The sequence below is a fragment of the Leifsonia sp. YAF41 genome, assembly GCF_052113185.1.
Taxonomy (GTDB): Bacteria; Actinomycetota; Actinomycetes; order Actinomycetales; family Microbacteriaceae; genus Cryobacterium.
Map to the genome: position 1 here is coordinate 169,729 of NZ_JBFRCS010000003.1, position 17,959 is coordinate 187,687.

Consider the following 17,959-nt stretch of genomic DNA (forward strand, 5'->3'; position numbering starts at 1 on the left):
GGGCGCCTTGCAGCGCGGGCGACGCGGCGGTAGCGTGACAAATATCTGACGGGTGCCCGGTGCCGTTCGGGTGCTGACGGCGCTCGCCATTGGACGTGCGCATGACCTCATCAGTTGCCCTGGACCGTGGACGTGTTTCGTATGCGGAACACCACTGGACCGGCGCGTTCAGCGCCTGGCGAGACGCTGATCAGGAGGGCGGTCTGCCGGCGCACGACCTCGAACTCTGGGGAACAGCGGCAGTGCTGATCGGCAGAAACGCCGACGGGGTCGAGACGTTGACGAGGGCGCACGAGGAGTTCCTTCTCGAAGGAGATGTCGTCAATGCGGCACGATGCGCGGTCTGGATCGGCCTGCACATGATGGACCTCCGCGAACCCGCGCAAAGTGCCGGATGGTTCGCCCGGGCTCAGCGGCTCGTCGGCGAGAGTCCCGACTCCAGCTCTGTTGAGGGGTTCCTCTTGGTGCCGGCGGCTCTCGGTGCTCTCTACTCCGGAGAGGGGGAAGCCGCGGCGCGGGCCTTCGACCGGGTGGCTGAATTCGGAGAGCGTTTTGGAGACCCCGATCTCAGCGCTTTGGCTCGGCTGGGGCAGGGGCAGGCGCGGATCATGCTCGGCCAGCTGAATGCAGGATTGGCCATGCTCGACGAGGTCATGGTCGCCGTCACCGCCGGCGAGGTCTCCCCGATTCCCGCCGGCATCATCTATTGCGCCGTGCTTCAAAGCTGTCGCTTGGCTTTCGATCTGCGTCGTGCCCAGGAATGGACGGTGGCTCTGGATCGCTGGTGCCATGACCGGCCTGACATGGTGGCGTTCAGCGGGCAGTGCCAGATGCATCGGGCCGAGCTCTTCTGCCTGCACGGTGCGTGGACTGACGCTCTCGTTGCGGCCCGGGTCGCCGAGGATCGAGCGCAACGGGGCGACCTTGACGCATTTTTCGGTGCCTACTACCAACAGGGCGAGGTGCAACGTTTGCGCGGGGAATTTGCCGCCGCCCTGCAGTCCTACGCTCTCGCTAATCAGACAGGGTTCGAGCCGCAACCGGGGCTGGCGCTGCTCCGTCTGGCTGATGGAGAAGTGAAAGCGGCCCAGTCGGTGCTTCGGCGAGCCGTCGACAGCGCAGACCCGGCAACCCGGCGTCGCCTGCTCGCCGCCCTGGTCGAGATCGAGTTGGCGGCCGGCGACGTCGTCGCGGCGCGCGCGGCCGCCGACGAATTGACCGCGTTCTGCAACACCATCACGATGCCGATGGTGCTCGCCGTCACCGAACAGGCAGAGGGCGCGGTACTGCTCGCCGAGCGAGATGCTCGCGGCGCGCTCGCCAGGCTGCGTCGGGCGAGGACACTCTGGCTGGAGCTCGACGCACCCTACGAAGCGGCCCGCTGCCGGGTGCTCGCCGGACGAGCCTGGCGCACGCTCGGAGACGAAGAGTCGGCGCTCCTGGAGTTCGAGGCCGCGCGGGTGGTCTTCGTCGAGCTCGGTGCGGCGCCGGCGATCATCGAGCTGGATGTCCTGACGCAGGCCACACAGGCACCGGCCGGACCGCTGACCGCGCGTGAGATTGAGGTCGTGAGGTTGATCTCGGCGGGTCTGACGAATCGGGCCATCGCGGGCGAGCTGTTCCTCAGCGAAAAGACGGTTGCCCGACACATCAGCAATGTGTTCGCGAAACTCGGACTCTCGTCCCGGGCTGCCGCCACGGCGTACGCGTACGAACACGGACTGGTCTGACGCGAGCGGCGCCGCCACCGGAGTCTGCATAGTTCTACCCATGCCCGCAGAAGGCGAATGCGCATTACGTCCGACGCGCACGCTCCCGGCCGCTTCATAGCGTTGAGGCATGAACCTTCCGATCCTCGCCGGCGCACTGTCGACCATCCTCTTCGCGCTGAGCTACCTGCCGATGCTGCACAAGGCTGCGCGCACAAAGGACCTGTCGTCGTACAGCCTGAGCAACATCACGATCACCAATGTGGGGAACGTCGTGTATTCGCTCTACGTCTTCAGCTTGCCGGTCGGCCCGATCTGGGTTCTGCACTCGTTCTACCTGGTGGCCTCTGCGCTCATGCTGTTGTGGTTCCTCCGCTTTCGGGCCGCGCATGCGCTCACCCCCACCGGGACGCAACTCGCCGAACAGGAGGCAAGATCATGAACACCAACACCAACACCAACACCAACACCAACACCAACGGTCAGACGGAGGTCGACACCGTCATCGTCGGCGGCGGACAAGCCGGGCTTGCGCTCGGCTATCACCTCGCCCAGCAGAAGCGCGATTTCATCATCCTCGACGCACACGAACGGGTCGGTGACGCGTGGCGAACGCGTTGGGATTCGCTTCGACTCTTCACCCCCGCCAAGTACGACGGACTCCCTGGCCTGCCATTTCCGGGCGACCGCCTGTCCTTCCCGACCAAGGATGACGAAGCCGACTACCTCGAGGACTACGCGGCCCGCTTCCGGCTGCCCGTGCAGACCGGTGTGCGGGTGGACCGACTTTGGCCGGAGGACGATCACCACGTTGTCACGTCAGGCGCCCAGCGCTGGGTCGGGCAGAACGTCGTGGTGGCGACCGGCGGCGGCCAGGATCCCCGGCTGCCGGCTTTCGCCGCCGAGCTTGACTCGCACGTCGTGCAGCTGCATTCCAGTGACTATCGCAACCCCGGCCAGCTTCAACCGGGTGCGGTGCTCGTCGTGGGCCTCGGCAACTCCGGCGCCGAAATCGCGCTTGAACTGAGCCGAACGCATCCGACCTGGCTCGCCGGCCGGCCGAGCGCAGAACTCCCGATTCGTCATGGTCGGATGGCTGCACGGTTTGCCCTCCCCCTGGTGCGATTCCTGGGACTGCATGTGCTCACCCTCAACACGCCCATCGGGCGGAGGTCTGCGCCGAAATTCACGGCGCACGCCGCACCGCTTATTCGCACCAAACTCAGCAACCTCACCGCTGCCGGCGTTCGGCCGACCCCGAGGGTGGCGGGGGTCAGGGCCGGCCTGCCGCGGTGTGAGGGGGGCGAGGTGCTGGACGTCGCGAACGTGATCTGGTGCACCGGCTACCGCGAGGACTGGGGCTGGGTGGACGCGCCCGTTTTCGACTCGGAGGGGCGGCCGCAGCAGCGCAGAGGAGTCGTCGAATCGACCCCCGGCCTGTACTTTCTCGGGCTGGAATTCATGTTCGCCGCCGCGTCGGCGACGGTGACCGGCGCCTGCCGCGATGCGCGGTACCTGGCCGGACGCATCGCCGACACCTCGCCCGGGCTGACCGGCACCAGTGTCAGTCAGAGGTCGCCTGGCGGTACCCGTCGAGTAGAGCATCCGTGAACTGGACCGGTCGTACCACGCTGACCATGTGGCTGGCGCCGGGCACCGTCACCAGCCGGCCGTTGCGGGTGGCCGCGAGATAACGGCGGGCATGGGCGCGCACGTGGTCGAAGCGGCCGTTGACGAAAAGCACGGGCACGTCGATCTCCCTCAGCCGGTCGACGGGGTGCAGCGCCAGCAGTGACAGCAGCACATCATCCATGACCTCCAGGGCGACTCCCCCGGCGATCACGTCGGTTGCCCCCGGCTGCGGAACGAGGAGTCGCACCGTGAAGTCGTTAAGCGCCCGGCCGCGATCGGGAAACGTGTGAATCACCTTCGACGCGACCCGCCAACCSTGCATGATGACGGGGTGAGGCACCGTCGCACAGGCGGCCGCGAGCAGCCCGGCGACCCGGCCGGGGTTCTGCGCCACCCATTCGATCGAGAGATAGCCGCCCAGCGAAAACCCCACCAGGTAGGGCTTGCTCCCGGATGCCTCTGCCGCTGTCACCGCGTCACCGATGACCTTCATGGCGAGGTCGAGAGTGAAACGCTCCCCCAGGCGCTGCCCGTGCCCGGGTAGGTCGATCGCGAGGGTGGGAATGCCGAAGCGGCCGAGGTGCTCCACCTGGTGGCGCCAGAGGGTCGCCGAGGTGCGGAGGCCATGCACAAAGATGACGGTGGCGGGAATGCCCTTCATTGCATCCACGAACTAGACGAGCTGACCGATCTCACCGATCGGTTCGAGCAGTTCAGGGCCATTGCCGTCCGCCGGAAGCGGAGCAACCGCATAGAACTGCAGACTCGCGGCCAGCGGGCGCGACGCGTCGACTGCCGCATCCGCCAAGCCTTGATCACCCGTTGTGTGCGGGTCGAGCCAGTGATCCCACCATTCTTCGGGAAGCACGACCGGGATGCGCTCGTGAAGCGTCGCGAGCGGACCCTGCGCGTCGGTCGTCAAGATCGTCGCGGTCAGCACCCAGCGGGCCGGGTCGGTGTCGGCCAGCGCGGGGTTGCGCCACCACGAGTAGAGGCCGGCAAAAGCGAGAGGCAACCCATCGTCGGAATGCACGAAGTAGGGAGTCTTCTTCGTGCCGGTCGTGTGCCATTCGTAGTATCCGGTGGCCGGGATCAGCGCCCGCTTGGAGGCCAGTGAGTTCTTGAAGGTCGACTTCTCGCCGACGGTCTCGGCACGGGCGTTGAACGTGGGGTAGGGGGCGACGAGCTCTTTCGCGAAGGAGGGAACCAGCGACCAGCGTGCCGATTCGAGGCGCCGTACTGCCGGCTCCTGCTTGGCCGACTCGAGCACGATCGGAATCTGCTCGGTCGGCTTGACGTTCCACGACGGCTCAGGCAGATTCTCGCCCTCATGCTCAACGTCAAACATGGCGACGAGATCGGGCGCCGTATCGGTAATGATGAATCGACCACACATAGGGCTAGGTTACTCCCGGACCCGGTTGATATTGGGAAAGGCGAGCCCGCACGGCACGGTGCACTCACAGCGATTCAGGACGAGAATTAACGTAAACGGCAAGCAGGAGTCCTGCCGTTCGGGAGATGATTCTCATGTTCTGGACAATTCTGTGGTGGACGATCGCAGGCATTATCGTGATCGCATTGGTAATCGCGTCGATCCGCATCGTCAAGCAGTATGAGCAGGGTGTCGTGTTGCGATTCGGCCGGCTGATCGGAACCCGGATGCCGGGACTGCGGTTCATCATCCCGTTCGTCGACGTCATGCATAAGGTGTCACTGCGGATCGTGACGCTGCCCATCCAATCGCAGGGCATCATCACCCGCGACAACGTGAGCGTCGGGGTCTCCGCGGTCGCCTACTATCGGGTCGTCGATCCGGTGAAGTCGGTGATTGCGATCGAGAACGTTGGGGCAGCGATCGACCAAATCGCGCAGACGACGTTGCGCAAGGTGGTCGGTCAACATGCATTGGATGAGACGCTCGCCGAGACAGACACTTTGAACGTGAACATTCGCGAGATTCTTGATGTGCAGACTATCGACTGGGGTGTCGCGGTGACCTTGGTCGAGCTCAAGGACATTCTGCTTCCTGATTCGATGAAGCGCGCCATGGCCAAGCAGGCGGAAGCCGAGCGGGAGAAGCGCGCGAAGATCATCGCCGCCGAGGGCGAGTCCCTGGCTGCTGCGGCGTTGGGTGATGCCTCGGACACGATGATGGCGCATCCGCTCGCCCTCCAGCTGCGCACTCTGCAGACCCTGGTCGACATCGGCGTCGACAAGAACACGCTCGTGGTCTTCCCTGCGCCGTTGATGAGCACGATCGGTGAGCTGAGCAACTTCTTGGCGCGGGAATCCACGGCGAGCGGTGAGTTCGAGGGTGGCGACAAGCCGGGCGATGCCGTCGTCTCTGCGCATCCGTCGGTTCCGCTCGCCGGTCCGCGCACGGTTCCGGAGGCGGTGTGAACCGGGGGTGATCCGGATGTCGGTGGTCACTGTCAGAGTGGTCGGTGTACGGAATTCAGTCGGTCGATGAGCCGCCTTCCGACTCGCCGTGAATGCTGAATCTCGATTGACTTAATAGAACAAGTGTTCGAACATTGAGGTATGTCCATTCCCGCCGTTTCCCCCTCGCTTGCAGCGGGTGCAGACGAGCACGGCGCAGATCAACAGACCGCGCACAGCCGGGTGGCCCAGCTGCAACAACGCATCCAGGGCATGCAGGCCACCAAACTGTCGACGAAGGCGCTGCCCACCCTTCCCGCCCTGGCCGATGTCTTGCCCGGCGGTGCGTTGCGGGAGGGCGCTGCCTACTCGGTCGACGGCTCCACCACCCTCGTGATGGCGCTGCTGGCGGGCCCGTCGCAGAGCGGCGCCTGGTGCGGGGTCGTCGGCCTGCCGCACTTCGGCGCCGAGGCGGCGACCCGGTTCGGCATCGACCTCGAACGACTCGTCTTGGTGCCGTCACCCGGCGAGCAGTGGCTCACCGTCACCGCAGCCCTCGTCGACGTGCTCACCGTGGTGGTCACCCGCCCGCCGCAGAAGGCCAGTGATGCGGATGTCGCCCGGTTGGGCGCCCGCCTCCGCCAACGCGGTTGCGCGCTGATCGTGGTGGGCGAGTGGCCGCAGAGCGAAGCGCAGTTGCGGGTGACCTCGAGCCGGTGGAGCGGCGTGGGGCGCGGGCACGGCCTGCTGACCGGGCGTGAGGTGACGGTCTCGTCCTCCGGGCGCACCGGGTTCGCCCGGGCGAACAGCACGCGGCTGTGGTTGCCCGACGGCGAGCAGCAGTTCAAGCCGGCGAAACCCCAGCTCGGGGCCGTGTCGGCACTCGCTCGGGCCGGCAACGCAGCCGCCCGGAACGGCCTGACCCATGCGGTGGCGGGGTGACCATGTCTTCCCGGCTGACCCGCACGATTGTGCTGTGGTGTCCCGACTGGCCGATTGTTGCGGCAACCCAGGCGCTGGAGTCCGGGGTGAGCGCCGACGAACCATTGGCCCTGATCGAGCACGGCCTTGTCTTCGCGTGTTCGCGTGCCGCCCGGGCCGAGGGGGTGCAGCGCGGTCTGAAACTGCGCGAGGCCCAATACCGCTGCACGACGTTGACCGTTCTTCCCTATGACCCGGTGCACGACGCCCGCGCGTTCGAACCGGTGATCCGTCGCATCGAAGAGATCACGCCGGGAGTGCAGGTGCTGCGGCCCGGAACCAGCGCCATCCGCGCCCGCGGGCCGAGCCGTTATTACGGGGGCGAGGAGGCCGCCGCGCGGGAGCTCATCCGCTGCCTGGTCGAACTGGGCATTCCCGATGTGCGGGTGGGAATCGCCGACGGACCCTTCGCCGCTGAGCAGGCGGCGCGTGCCACCCGGAACCCTGAGAACCCGGTGCTCATCGTCGAGCCCGGCGACTCGCCCCGCTTTCTCGCCCCGCTGCCGGTCAACATCCTGGTCGATTCCCGGCTCGCCACCCTGCTGCACCGGCTCGGCGTGCACACCCTCGGCGACTTCGCCGCGCTGCCCGCCCTCGATGTGCGCCGCCGGTTCGGTGCGGAGGGCGCTGCGGCCCATGAGAAGGCGAGCGGGCTCGACAGCAGAAGCGTCATCGCCCGGGTTCCGCCGAAACTGCACGATCTCACGGTGGAGTTCGACCCGGCGCTCGACCGCGTCGATCAGGTGACCTTCGCCATCCGGGCGGCGACCGAGGGATTCATCGATGCGCTCACCGAGGCGCGGTTGGTGTGCACGGCGGTGGCGATCGAGGTGCACACCGAATCAGGCGAGATCTCGCTGCGCAGCTGGCTGCATCCGCGTTGGTTCACCGCCGGGGATGTCGTCGACCGGGTGCGCTGGCAGCTGCAGGGAGGCGGCAACATCGATACCGGGCTGCGCTCAGGCATCGCGAAGGTGCAGATCACGCCGGAACGGGTCGACTCGACCGGTCACCACGAGCAGGGGCTGTGGGGTTCGGGACCCGACGAACGCATTCACCACGGACTCACGCGGGTGCAGAGCATGCTCGGGCACGACGGCGTGCTCACCGCGGTCATCGGCGGCGGGCGGATGCTGGCCGACCGGCAGATTCTGGTGCCCTGGGGCGATGAGGTGCCCGGGGCCGGCGCCGTACTGCGCGGTGCACAGGCACAGCCCTGGCCGGGCAGCCTGCCCGGGCTGGCACCCTCGACGGTATTCACTGTGCGACGGCCCGTTGCCGTCGTTGCCGCAGGGGGTGAGTCGATCGATGTCGACGAGCGGGGCATCCTCACCGGGGCGCCCAGTTGGTTCTCCCCCACCGCGAAGGCCGCCGACCAGCGCCCGATCGACGCCTGGGCCGGGCCGTGGCCGGTCACCGAGCGCTGGTGGGATGCCGAACGCGGGCGCGGGTTGCACCGCTTTCAGGTGGTCGACGCCGACGGCAACGCCTGGCTGCTCGCGCTCGAAGAGCACGTGTGGTGGGCGGAGGCGCGCTATGACTAACCCGAATCCGCCGAGTTTGACACTTGCGGTCGAGTACCCCCGGTGTGCCGGGGAGTCTCGACCGGAAAGGTCAAACTCGGCGAGGGAGACCTCGCGACAAACCCCGCAACATCCCCTCGTTGATCGAGGAGGATTAAGGACGTGCCCCCATGGGCTGGAGTAACCCCCCGATCCCCTGGTCTGAGCTCGAACGCAAACTGTCCGACCAACGCCGCCCGGGCGGCGCCCCTCCCGCCGCCAACGGGGGTGACAGCCCGGCCTGGTCGAGCAAGCGTCAGCCGTACGAGCCGCACGAGCCGGCTCCGGCGCCGTCCGGCGAGACGGTGCCCTACGCCGAGCTTCACGCACACTCCAACTTCAGCTTTCTCGACGGGGCCAGCTCGCCAGAGCAACTGCTCGAAGAAGCAAGCCGGCTGGGCCTGACCGCCCTCGCCTTGACCGACCACGACGGCCTCTACGGCGTGGTGCGCCTGGCCGAGACCGCCGAGAGCTTTCCGAACGTGGCCACGGTGTTCGGCGCCGAACTCTCGCTCGGGCTCAGCGCGCCGCAGAACGGCGTCGCCGACCCGGAAGGAACCCACCTGGTCGTGCTCGCCCGCCAGGAGGAGGGCTATCACCGGCTGGCCTCGGCGCTCACTCACGCCCAGTTGAACGGCCAAGAGAAGGGCCGTCCGGTCTACGACCTCGACACGCTCGCCGAGCAGGCATCCGGGCACTGGGTGGTGCTGAGCGGATGCCGCAAGGGCGCCGTGCGTCAGGCCCTCGCCACGAGCGGTCCGGCTGCGGCCGCCGCCGAGCTGGCCCGCCTGGTCGACCTCTTCGGCGCCGACAACGTCTACGTGGAGCTGTTCGACCACGGGCACCCGACCGACAGCAGCACCAACGACGTGCTGGCCGAGCTCGCCGCCCAGGCCAGTCTGCCGATCATCGCGACGAACAGCGTGCACTACGCCACCCCGGCTGAGCACCGGTTGGCCGGCGCGCTCGCCGCGGTGCGCGCGCGGCGCAGTCTCGACGAGATGGACGGCTGGCTGCCGGCATCCGGCGGCGCGCACCTGCGAAGCGGCGCCGAGATGGCAGAACGGTTCGCCCGCTTTCCCGGTGCCGTCGCCAACACGGTTCCGCTCGCCGCCGAACTCGCTTTTCCGCTGCGCCGGGCCCGACCGCGGCTGCCAAAATTGAAGGTGCCCGATGGACACACGCCGATGAGCTGGCTGCGCAAGCTCACCTGGGAGGGAGCGGCCACGAAGTACCCCGGCTACGACGACCCCGGCTCGCACAACAGTGTGGCTGAGCGAATCGAGAAAGAGCTCGCCGTGATCGAGGCGAAAGACTTTCCCGGCTACTTTCTGATCGTGCACGACATCGTGCACTTCGCGAAGGGCCGCGGCATCCTCTGCCAGGGCCGCGGCTCCGCGGCGAACTCCGCCGTCTGTTTCGTGCTCGGGATCACCGCCGTCGACTCGATCTACTATCGGCTGCCCTTCGAGCGTTTTCTCTCGAGCCTCCGTGACGAAGAGCCGGACATCGACGTGGACTTCGACTCCGACCGCCGGGAGGAGGTCATCCAATACGTCTACGCCACCTATGGGCGGCTGAACGCGGCCCAGGTGGCCAACGTGATCACCTACCGGCCCAAGTTCGCGGTACGGGACATGGCCAAGGCGCTCGGCTACAGCACCGGGCAGCAGGATGCCTGGTCGAAGCAGATCGAACGCTGGGGCGGGCAGGTGGCCAGCGGCGACCACGACATCCCCGCATCCGTCGTCGAACTCGCCGAGCAGGTGCTCACCTTTCCGCGGCACCTCGGCATCCACTCCGGCGGAATGGTGCTCACCGACCGGCCGGTGGGCGAGGTCTGCCCGATCGAACACGCCCGCAAAGAGAACCGCACGGTGTTGCAGTGGGACAAAGACGACTGCGCCTGGATGGGGCTGGTCAAGTTCGATCTGCTCGGGCTCGGCATGCTCGCCGCCCTGCAGTACACCTTTGATCTGACCGCCGAGCATCTCGGTGAGTCGTGGGCGCTCGACACCATTCCGCGTGAAGAGCAGGGCGTCTACGACATGCTCTGCCGGGCCGACTCGATCGGCGTCTTCCAGGTGGAGAGCCGGGCGCAGATGGGCACGCTCCCCCGGCTGCAGCCGCGCCGGTTCTACGATCTGGTGGTCGAGATCGCGTTGATCCGCCCCGGCCCGATTCAGGGCGGCGCCGTGCACCCGTACATCAGGCGCAAGCTCGGCACCGAGAAGGTGACCTACCTGCATCCGAAACTCGAACCGGTGCTCGAACGCACCCTCGGGGTTCCGCTCTTTCAGGAGCAGCTGATGCAGATGGCCATGGCCGTCGGTGGCTGCACCGGTGAAGACGCCGACCTGCTGCGCCGGGCGATGGGCTCCAAACGCGGGATCGAGAAGATCTCCTCACTCAAAGCCAAGCTCTATGCCGGGATGGCGGAGAACGGCATCGAAGGAGAACTCGCCGACAACATCTACGACAAGATCGAGGCGTTCGCGAACTTCGGTTTCGCCGAGAGCCACTCAATCAGTTTCGCGCTGCTCGTCTACGCCAGCGCCTGGCTCAAGCTGCACTACCCCGGCGCGTTCCTCGCCGCACTGCTGCGCGCCCAGCCGATGGGCTTCTACTCACCGCAATCGCTCGTGGCGGATGCGAGACGACACGGGGTGATCGTGCTGCGCCCCGACATCCTCTGCTCGGGTGCCGATGCCGGGCTCGAGGTGTTGGGGAGTGCGCCGGGCAGCCCGCCAGATGCGCCGGCCTCGGCGACGGCTGCCGCCCCGGGCGGCCAAGACCGCTGCCTCGTTCACGACCAACCGGAGGTGCCGCTCTTCGACCGGTCGATTCCGCCGGACTGGGCGAAGCACCGCCGCGACGGTGGCTTCGCCGTGCGGCTGGGCCTGGCCGAGGTCAACACCATCGGGCAGGATCTCGCCGAACGCATTGTCGCCGAACGCGAGGCCTATGGCCACTTTCGGTCGATGGCGGATGTCGCGCGTCGCGTCGGATTGACCACCGAACAGCTCGAGGCGCTCGCCGCGGCCGGCGCGTTCGACGCACTCGGCCTGGAACGGCGCGAGGCGCTCTGGAACGCCGGGGATGCCAGTCAAGACAAGGCCAGCTATCTGAGCGGCTCGATGGTGAGCGTGCAACCGCCGCTGTTGCCGCTGCTGAGCCCCGCCGAGCAAGTGGTCTACGACCTTTGGGCCACCGGGATCTCGACCGACGACCATCCGATCCGCCATGCCCGCGAGAAGCTGACCGCCCGGGGCGCGCTGCGGGTCGACCAGTTGGCCGAGCATGAATCCGGCCGACGGATCGAGGTGGGCGGGGTGGTCACGCACCGCCAGCGACCGGCGACCGCGGGCGGGATCACTTTCATCAACCTGGAAGACGAGACCGGAACCCTCAACGTGATCGCCGGGATCGGGGTCTGGAACAAGTACCGGCGGATCGCCCGGGAGTCGCCCGCCCTCGTGGTGCGCGGCATCCTGGAGCGTTCCCCCGAGGGCGTGACGAACCTGATCGCCGACAAGTTCGAGCCGTTGACCGTCGGGGCGCGGATGAACTCGCGGGACTTCCGCTAGCTCGGCGGTCGAGCCATCCCGTTGGTCGAGCCTGTCGAGACGGCGTTACCCCACAATGCGTGCAGCGGCCGGAAACTCGAAATCGCGAGCCGCTCTCGAGACCCGGTCGCGAGATCTCGACAAGCTCGATCAACGGAAGCGAGCGACCATTGGCTGCACACGAGCTCCACGCGGTTCCTAGACTCAGCAGCATGGTCGAATATGCACGCCCGCCGATTCGGACTCCGTCGTTTCGGGATGCCTCCGGAGATGTCATCAACTATGGGCACCGCTGGGCCGATGGCATGCCTCCCGAAGACTCCTACACCGTCGTCTCGAACTTGGATCGGTACGCCCCGCTGCACGTGGTCGCCGAAGCGCTCATCGAACATCTTGAACGCAGATACCTCGTCACCGTGAGCCACGACCTGGCCAACGCGGCCGACATCCTCCACCATCGTGACGACATCCTGCGCGTGACCAAGCTGACCCCGATGAATGTGGATGCGGCGGCGCTGACGTTTGTCTTCACCGCGTTTCCGTCGGTCATCGTTCACGCCGGGGCGCTGCTCGATTTGTTGTACCCGGTGTGCGGTTGCGATGCCTGCGACGAGGATGTCGTGAGGCTGGCCACTGACCTGGAGTGGCAGAGTCTCGCCGTTACCGCCGGCAACTTTCAGGAGCGATACCGGCCAGGTGCCACCCCCTGGTTCGGATTTTCACTCAATGCCGTTGATGGCAGCGGAGGAACCGGCGGGGATTCCGCTGTCGAACAGCTGACGGCTGCGAGACGCGCCATGGCCACGGAGCTCTTGCTGGCCGCGCCGAACGGTTGGACGGCCTGGCGGCCACGCGCCTGAAAGTGTGTCGCTGAGACACCGGATCTCGACAGGCTCGATCAACGGGGCGGCCCGATCACCGATTCGGCTAACGTAAAACAGTGATTGACGATCGATACGGACAGGACGTGCTCGCCCCCGGATGGCGAGAAGCCGGCAGAACCCTCATCAACAAGCAGGAGGCCACCCGGGACCTCGTCGTCGAAGAGGTGGCGACCGGGTTCTGCGGCGCGGTGACGCGCGTCGAGAAGGGAATCGTCACTCTCGAAGACCGCCACGGCAAACTGCGCCTGTTTCCGCTCGGCACCGGATTCCTGGTCGACGGCGTGCCCGTCACCCTCATCAACCCCACGATGAAGACCACCCAGCAGCGCGCCCGCACCGCATCGGGATCGATGGCGGTCGCCAACACACCGGCCCGGGTCGCATTGCCGAGCCGCATCTTCGTCGAGGGCCGCCACGACGCGGAACTCGTTGAAAAGGTCTGGGGCGCCGACCTCAGGATCGAAGGCGTCGTCGTTGAGTACATCGAGGGCGTCGACAATCTGGCCGAGCTCCTCGCCGAGTTCAAGCCGAGTGCCACGCGCAAAGTCGGGGTGCTCGTCGACCACCTCGTGCCCGGATCCAAGGAGAGCCGAATCGCCGAAGCTGTGGCGCGCGGGCCGCACGGCCGTCATGTGCTCGTCGTCGGACATCCGTATGTGGATGTCTGGCAGTCGGTGAAGCCGGCCCGCCTGGGGTTGACCAGCTGGCCGAAGATCCCCCGCTCGATCGAGTGGAAGCACGGAATCTGCCAGGCGCTCGGCTGGCCACACGCCGAGCAGGCCGACATCGCCCGAGCTTGGCAGCGGATTCTCGGGCAGGTTCGCAACTACGCCGACCTGGAGCCTGAGCTGCTGGGACGGGTCGAACAACTCATCGACTTTGTGACCGTAGATAACGCTTGATAACGAATTTCTGAAAGGTTCAGGTGAAAACGCAGCTTCATGGTCTAGTGTTTAGAAAGAAGTTGTAGTGCTTGCACGTCTTAAAACGCATTGACCCCGGTCTGTGCGCCACATTCCTTTCGGAAGCGGACGACGAATACCGCGACGAACGGTCCCGACAGTCGGGACCGGTCTTACACTCCTGGAGGAGTTTCATAATGGCAACAGGTACCGTGAAATGGTTCAACGCTGAAAAGGGCTTCGGCTTTATCGCACCCGACGACGGAAGCGCCGACGTGTTCGCGCACTACTCCGCAATCGCTTCGAGCGGCTACAAGTCCCTCGATGAGAACCAGAAGGTTGAGTTCGAGGTGACGCAGGGCCCGAAGGGTCCGCAGGCCGAGAACATCCGCGCCCTCTAAATCCTTTTTTAGGGCTGGTTCTTCTGAACTGCGCAGTTCTTCGGAACTGCAACAACAACGCTCTCCGCTTCGGCGGGGGGCGTTGTTTCGTTAACCCGCATCTCGCACCGCGGCACGCGAAAACATCACGTTCCCGGTGGAATGACCCGGAACCTGATGCTTTGGGGCGAAACGCGGGAATCGTGATGTTTTCGTGCCGGCAGAGCAATCAGTTGAATCGACTCTGGCGGCGCCTACTTGACCAGGTCTTGCCAGCCATCGCCGTCAACATACTCGAAGATCAGGTTTGTCTCCGTGTGGGCGACAGCGGGATGCTCAGCCAAATGCTCGAGGACGAAGTCGCGCAGGTGAGTCGCATCGGCAGCCGCAACGTGCAGCAGATAGTCGTCGGCGCCGGCGGTGTGAAAGAGGCCGATCACGCCGGGCCAATGCGGGGCGGCATTGCGGAAGGCGTCAATCTGACCGCGCGCATGCTTGGCCAGCCGCACCGAGATGAGCGCCTGCAGTGAGGCACCGAGGGCGGCGAGGTCGATGTTCGCCCGGTACCCTCGAATGTGGCCGAGTTGTTGCAGGCGTCGCAATCGCAGTGACACCGTCGACTCGGCAACGCCAATCTCGGCCGCGAGGGCAGCGCCAGAAGCCCGAGCATTCACTGACAGCGCCCTGAGCAGCGCCCGATCGACTCTGTCGAGTTCGGCCTTCTTCGAATCCATGGGTCCAACTTTCTGTTTCAAGAAGTTTATGCGACCTGGACCCCTGATTTGGAAGAGACTGCGAGCCAACTTGTACATCTGAGCAGGATCTGCTTTTCTCGGGTCATGACAACGACGCATGAGCAGCTCGACACGACGCACGAGCACATCGAAACACGGGCCGTTCACGGTGGAATGCGCGGGGTGGCCGCGGGCGGTTCACACGTTCCGGTGATTGATCTGTCGACGACCAACCCATTGGCCGGCGTCGAATCGGGCGGCGACTCCTACGAGAACCTTGCCACCGGCGGCGACCTCGGTGAAGGCGATTCCGCCGTCTATCAGCGTCTCTGGCAGCCGGGTGTCGCCCGGTTCGAAGAATCGCTCAGCGCACTCGAAGGCACAGAGGGCACAGTCGCGTTCGCGACAGGGATGGCAGCGCTCAGCGCCGTGCTGATCGCCGCCGTTGCCGCCAAGACTCCGCACATCGTCGCCTTACGTCCGCTCTACGGCGGAACCGACCATGTTCTGGCTTCCGGCCTGCTCGGCACCGACGTCACCTGGACCGATGTTGCGGGAGTTGCCGCCGCGATTCGCCCCGATACCGGACTCGTCATTCTCGAAACGCCGGCCAACCCCACGCTCGAGCTCACCGACATCCGCGCGGTGGTGGATGCGGCGGGCACCGTTCCGGTGCTCGTCGACAACACATTCGCCACGCCTGTGCTGCAGCGTCCGCTGGAGTCGGGAGCAACCCTGGTTCTGCACAGTGCCACGAAGTACCTCGGTGGTCACGGTGACGTCATGGGCGGCACGGTGTCCGGCCCGACCGAGTGGATCGTGCGCCTGCGCCAGGTGCGCGCCCTCACGGGTGGCCTGCTTCACCCCTTCGCGGCGTACCTGCTGCACCGCGGTCTTCGCACGCTGCCGGTGCGCGTACGCGCCCAGCAGGACACCGCGGGCGAGGTGGCCCGCCGCCTCGTCGGACACCCTGCCCTCAACCGGGTGCTCTACCCCGGCCTGCCGGGACAGGACCCGGCAGGCCTGATCGGCCGCCAGACGTCGGGTGCCGGATCGCTGATCGCTCTCGACCTCGCCGGCGGCTTCGACGCCGCCGTGCGCTTCACTGAGGCCTGCGAATTGATCACCCACGCCGTGTCACTCGGCGGCATCGATTCGCTCGTGCAGCACCCGGCTTCACTCACCCACCGCCCGGTCGAGGCCAGTGCTCGCCCGTCGGCCGGAGTCGTGCGCATCTCCATCGGCCTCGAGCACGCCGACGACCTCACCGCCGACATCCTGCGGGCGCTCGACGCGGTGTAACGGAATCGTTGGTCGAGCGTGTCGAGACCAGGTCACCAGGTCTCGACACGCTCGACCTACGATACGAACCGGGCCGGCTCAGCGAACTGCCGGCGCAATGTTCTGATTGATATGGAAGAAGTTGTCGGGGTCGTAGGTCGCCTTCACCTCGGCGAGCCGGGCGTAGTTCGACTGATAGTTGTCGGCGACCCTGCTCTGGTCGTCGGCATCCATGAAGTTGATATAGCCCCCGGCCTCTGAGTACTGGTGCAGCGCGGTCCAATAGTCCTTGACCCAGGCGATATTCGCCGGGTTGTCGGCCGGGTCCGGCCACATCCCGGCGATGACCGGGGCGAAGCTGACGTTGCGGTAGGCAAAGGCCGTTTCATCGGCGCCCACCCGCTGCACGGCGCCGTTGATCGGATAGTAGTGATTCGCCGACTCGAGACTCGGCACCCGGCCGCCGAAGTCTGCCGCAACCTTCAAGGCATCGTCGGAAAGCTCGGTGAGAAAATCTGCCTTCCAATACGCCTGCAGGCCCTTCGGCAGCATCGGATCGAAGAGGGTGTTCAACGCGGGATAGGGCAGGGGTCCGACGAAGGAGCCGAGCACCGGTGCGGCGTCGAGAATGGGTTGCCATTGCGCCGGACCCTCAGCCGGATCGCCGGTCCAGGCGCCCACAATGACGCAGACCGGCTTGCCGTGCCACTCCTCGGGCAGGAACGGCACGGGAGGCCCCTGATGGAAGCCCAGGAAGACGCCGAGCTCTTCCGGGGCCGAAGCGATCAGATCGCGATACATCTCCCCCACCGCCACGGCGTGTTCTGCCGAGAAGATGACGACTCCGCCATAGATCATGTCGACCGGGTGCAGCTGAAACTCCAGGGAGGTGACGACCCCGAAATTGCCGCCTCCACCCCGGAGCGCCCAGAACAGGTCGGCATTCTCCTCTGCACTCGCCGTCACAAACCGACCGTCGGCCGTGACGACATCCGCCGACAGCAGATTGTCGCAAGACAACCCGTGTTGGCGAGCCAGGTAGCCGATGCCGCCGCCGAGCGTCAGGCCGGCGACTCCCGTCGACCCGATGATTCCGCCCGTCGTGGCCAGTCCGAAGGCGTGGGTGGCATGGTTGAAGTCGGCCCAGGTCGCGCCGGGTTCGGTGCGAGCCGTGCGGGTCGAGGGGTCGACGCGCACGCCCTTCCGCGCGGCGAAATCAATGACGACCCCTCCGTCGCAGGTGCCAAAGCCGGGGGCGCTGTGCCCGCCGCTTCGAATGGCGAGGTCGAGTCCGGCGTTTCGGGCAAAATTCACCGTGGCCATCACATCCGCAACCTGGCTCACGCGCACGATTGCTGCTGGATGTTTGTCGATCGACCCGTTGTAGACAGCCCTCGCTTCCTCATAGTCGGCGTCGCCGGCGACGATCACTTGACCGCGGACGAGTTCGCGGAGGGAGTCGAACTGATCAGACATGGGTGTCCTCGTTTCAATTTTCTCGGGTCGCAGATGTTCTTCGGAGGCGACCCTAAATCTCATCGGCGGCGTACGATATACGTAGATTGCGCATGCTTCTGCCGCGGGTGAAACCCGCGCTCGCGCGAATCGAGTCGCCCGTGGATTCATTCTCAGAACAGCACCCTGAAGGTCGAATTCGCTCGGTCGCTAGGCCGGGCGATCCCAGAGCGCCCGCTCTCGTGCCACCGGCACCATCAGTCGCCTCAGTCAGCGTTCTCACGCCACGAGAGCTCAGGGTGCTCACCCTGGTCGCCGGCGGGAGCACCAACGCCGCTATCGCTGTTTCACTGTCGTGCAGCCCCCGCACGGTGGCGAAGCACCTTGAGCATGTCTACGCGAAGCTTCACGTGGCGAACCGGGCCGCCGCCGCAGCGCGCCTTGCCACGGCGGTCGCTGAGCAGCGCTGACGCACGATGTCGTCAGAGTCG

16 protein-coding genes are annotated in these 17,959 nt (G+C 66.1%); 12 read left to right on the forward strand and 4 right to left on the reverse strand.

Translation table 11 applies throughout. The annotated features are described in order from the left end of the window. The first annotated feature begins 101 nt into the window (after positions 1-101). The 3 genes from AB4Y63_RS04310 (at position 102) to AB4Y63_RS04320 (ending at position 3,320) form a co-directional block, all read left to right on the forward strand. The gene (locus AB4Y63_RS04310; RefSeq protein ID WP_441789812.1) at positions 102-1,730 is read left to right on the forward strand and encodes a LuxR C-terminal-related transcriptional regulator; all 1,629 of its coding nucleotides are present in this window, start codon (positions 102-104) and stop codon (positions 1,728-1,730) included. Positions 1,731-1,839: 109 nt separating this feature from the next. Beyond that, a complete protein-coding gene (locus AB4Y63_RS04315; protein ID WP_441789813.1) occupies positions 1,840-2,151 on the forward strand; it encodes a hypothetical protein in 312 nt (103 codons plus the stop codon). Then, positions 2,148-3,320 (forward strand): flavin-containing monooxygenase, encoded by a 1,173-nt coding sequence (locus tag AB4Y63_RS04320; protein ID WP_441789814.1) that lies wholly within the window; start codon positions 2,148-2,150, stop codon positions 3,318-3,320. Before AB4Y63_RS04315 ends, AB4Y63_RS04320 begins: the two co-directional genes overlap by 4 nt. Here AB4Y63_RS04320 and AB4Y63_RS04325 read toward each other — a convergent pair. Together AB4Y63_RS04325 and AB4Y63_RS04330 are read right to left on the reverse strand one after the other, a co-directional pair. After that, positions 3,274-4,002, reverse strand: coding sequence for an alpha/beta fold hydrolase (locus tag AB4Y63_RS04325; protein WP_441789815.1), 729 nt, complete (start codon positions 4,000-4,002; stop codon positions 3,274-3,276). The genes AB4Y63_RS04320 and AB4Y63_RS04325 overlap by 47 nt on opposite strands. Before the next feature lie 12 nt (positions 4,003-4,014). Continuing rightward, positions 4,015-4,737, reverse strand: a complete 723-nt coding sequence (locus AB4Y63_RS04330; RefSeq protein ID WP_441789816.1) for an SOS response-associated peptidase — start codon at positions 4,735-4,737, stop codon at positions 4,015-4,017. Positions 4,738-4,871: 134 nt separating this feature from the next. Here AB4Y63_RS04330 and AB4Y63_RS04335 point away from each other — a divergent pair, with 134 nt between their 5' ends. From AB4Y63_RS04335 to cspE, 7 genes are all read left to right on the forward strand, one after another. After that, positions 4,872-5,744, forward strand: coding sequence for a slipin family protein (locus tag AB4Y63_RS04335; RefSeq protein WP_441789817.1), 873 nt, complete (start codon positions 4,872-4,874; stop codon positions 5,742-5,744). 141 nt (positions 5,745-5,885) lie between these two features. Continuing rightward, positions 5,886-6,665 carry a hypothetical protein gene (locus tag AB4Y63_RS04340; protein WP_441789818.1) on the forward strand — a complete coding sequence of 260 codons (780 nt, stop codon included), beginning with the start codon at positions 5,886-5,888 and terminating at the stop codon, positions 6,663-6,665. Between the two features lie 2 nt (positions 6,666-6,667). Continuing rightward, positions 6,668-8,248 carry a DNA polymerase Y family protein gene (locus tag AB4Y63_RS04345; RefSeq protein WP_441789819.1) on the forward strand — a complete coding sequence of 527 codons (1,581 nt, stop codon included), beginning with the start codon at positions 6,668-6,670 and terminating at the stop codon, positions 8,246-8,248. A 149-nt stretch (positions 8,249-8,397) separates the two neighbouring features. Continuing rightward, complete coding sequence (locus tag AB4Y63_RS04350) at positions 8,398-11,853, forward strand: error-prone DNA polymerase (RefSeq protein WP_441789820.1); 3,456 nt, start codon at positions 8,398-8,400, stop codon at positions 11,851-11,853. A gap of 191 nt (positions 11,854-12,044) precedes the next feature. Continuing rightward, entirely contained in the window at positions 12,045-12,692 is a 648-nt protein-coding gene (locus AB4Y63_RS04355; RefSeq protein WP_441789821.1) for a DUF6226 family protein, read from the forward strand. 83 nt (positions 12,693-12,775) lie between these two features. Continuing rightward, complete coding sequence (locus AB4Y63_RS04360; RefSeq protein ID WP_441789924.1) at positions 12,776-13,618, forward strand: DUF3097 domain-containing protein; 843 nt, start codon at positions 12,776-12,778, stop codon at positions 13,616-13,618. A 197-nt stretch (positions 13,619-13,815) separates the two neighbouring features. Next, a complete protein-coding gene (gene cspE, locus AB4Y63_RS04365) occupies positions 13,816-14,019 on the forward strand; it encodes a transcription antiterminator/RNA stability regulator CspE (RefSeq protein WP_055814297.1) in 204 nt (67 codons plus the stop codon). A 233-nt stretch (positions 14,020-14,252) separates the two neighbouring features. Here the strand turns inward: cspE and AB4Y63_RS04370 are convergent, their stop codons facing one another. Then, positions 14,253-14,732: an Lrp/AsnC family transcriptional regulator gene (locus AB4Y63_RS04370; RefSeq protein WP_441789822.1), complete on the reverse strand. Its 480-nt coding sequence runs from the start codon at positions 14,730-14,732 to the stop codon at positions 14,253-14,255. A gap of 105 nt (positions 14,733-14,837) precedes the next feature. Between AB4Y63_RS04370 and AB4Y63_RS04375 the strand changes: the two genes are divergently transcribed. Continuing rightward, complete coding sequence (locus AB4Y63_RS04375; protein ID WP_441789823.1) at positions 14,838-16,034, forward strand: trans-sulfuration enzyme family protein; 1,197 nt, start codon at positions 14,838-14,840, stop codon at positions 16,032-16,034. Between the two features lie 78 nt (positions 16,035-16,112). Here AB4Y63_RS04375 and AB4Y63_RS04380 read toward each other — a convergent pair whose 3' ends face one another. Beyond that, complete coding sequence (locus tag AB4Y63_RS04380) at positions 16,113-17,489, reverse strand: FAD-binding oxidoreductase (RefSeq protein ID WP_441789824.1); 1,377 nt, start codon at positions 17,487-17,489, stop codon at positions 16,113-16,115. Positions 17,490-17,710: 221 nt separating this feature from the next. Between AB4Y63_RS04380 and AB4Y63_RS04385 the strand changes: the two genes are divergently transcribed. Beyond that, positions 17,711-17,938, forward strand: a complete 228-nt coding sequence (locus AB4Y63_RS04385; RefSeq protein WP_441789825.1) for a response regulator transcription factor — start codon at positions 17,711-17,713, stop codon at positions 17,936-17,938. The last annotated feature ends 21 nt before the right edge of the window (positions 17,939-17,959 follow it).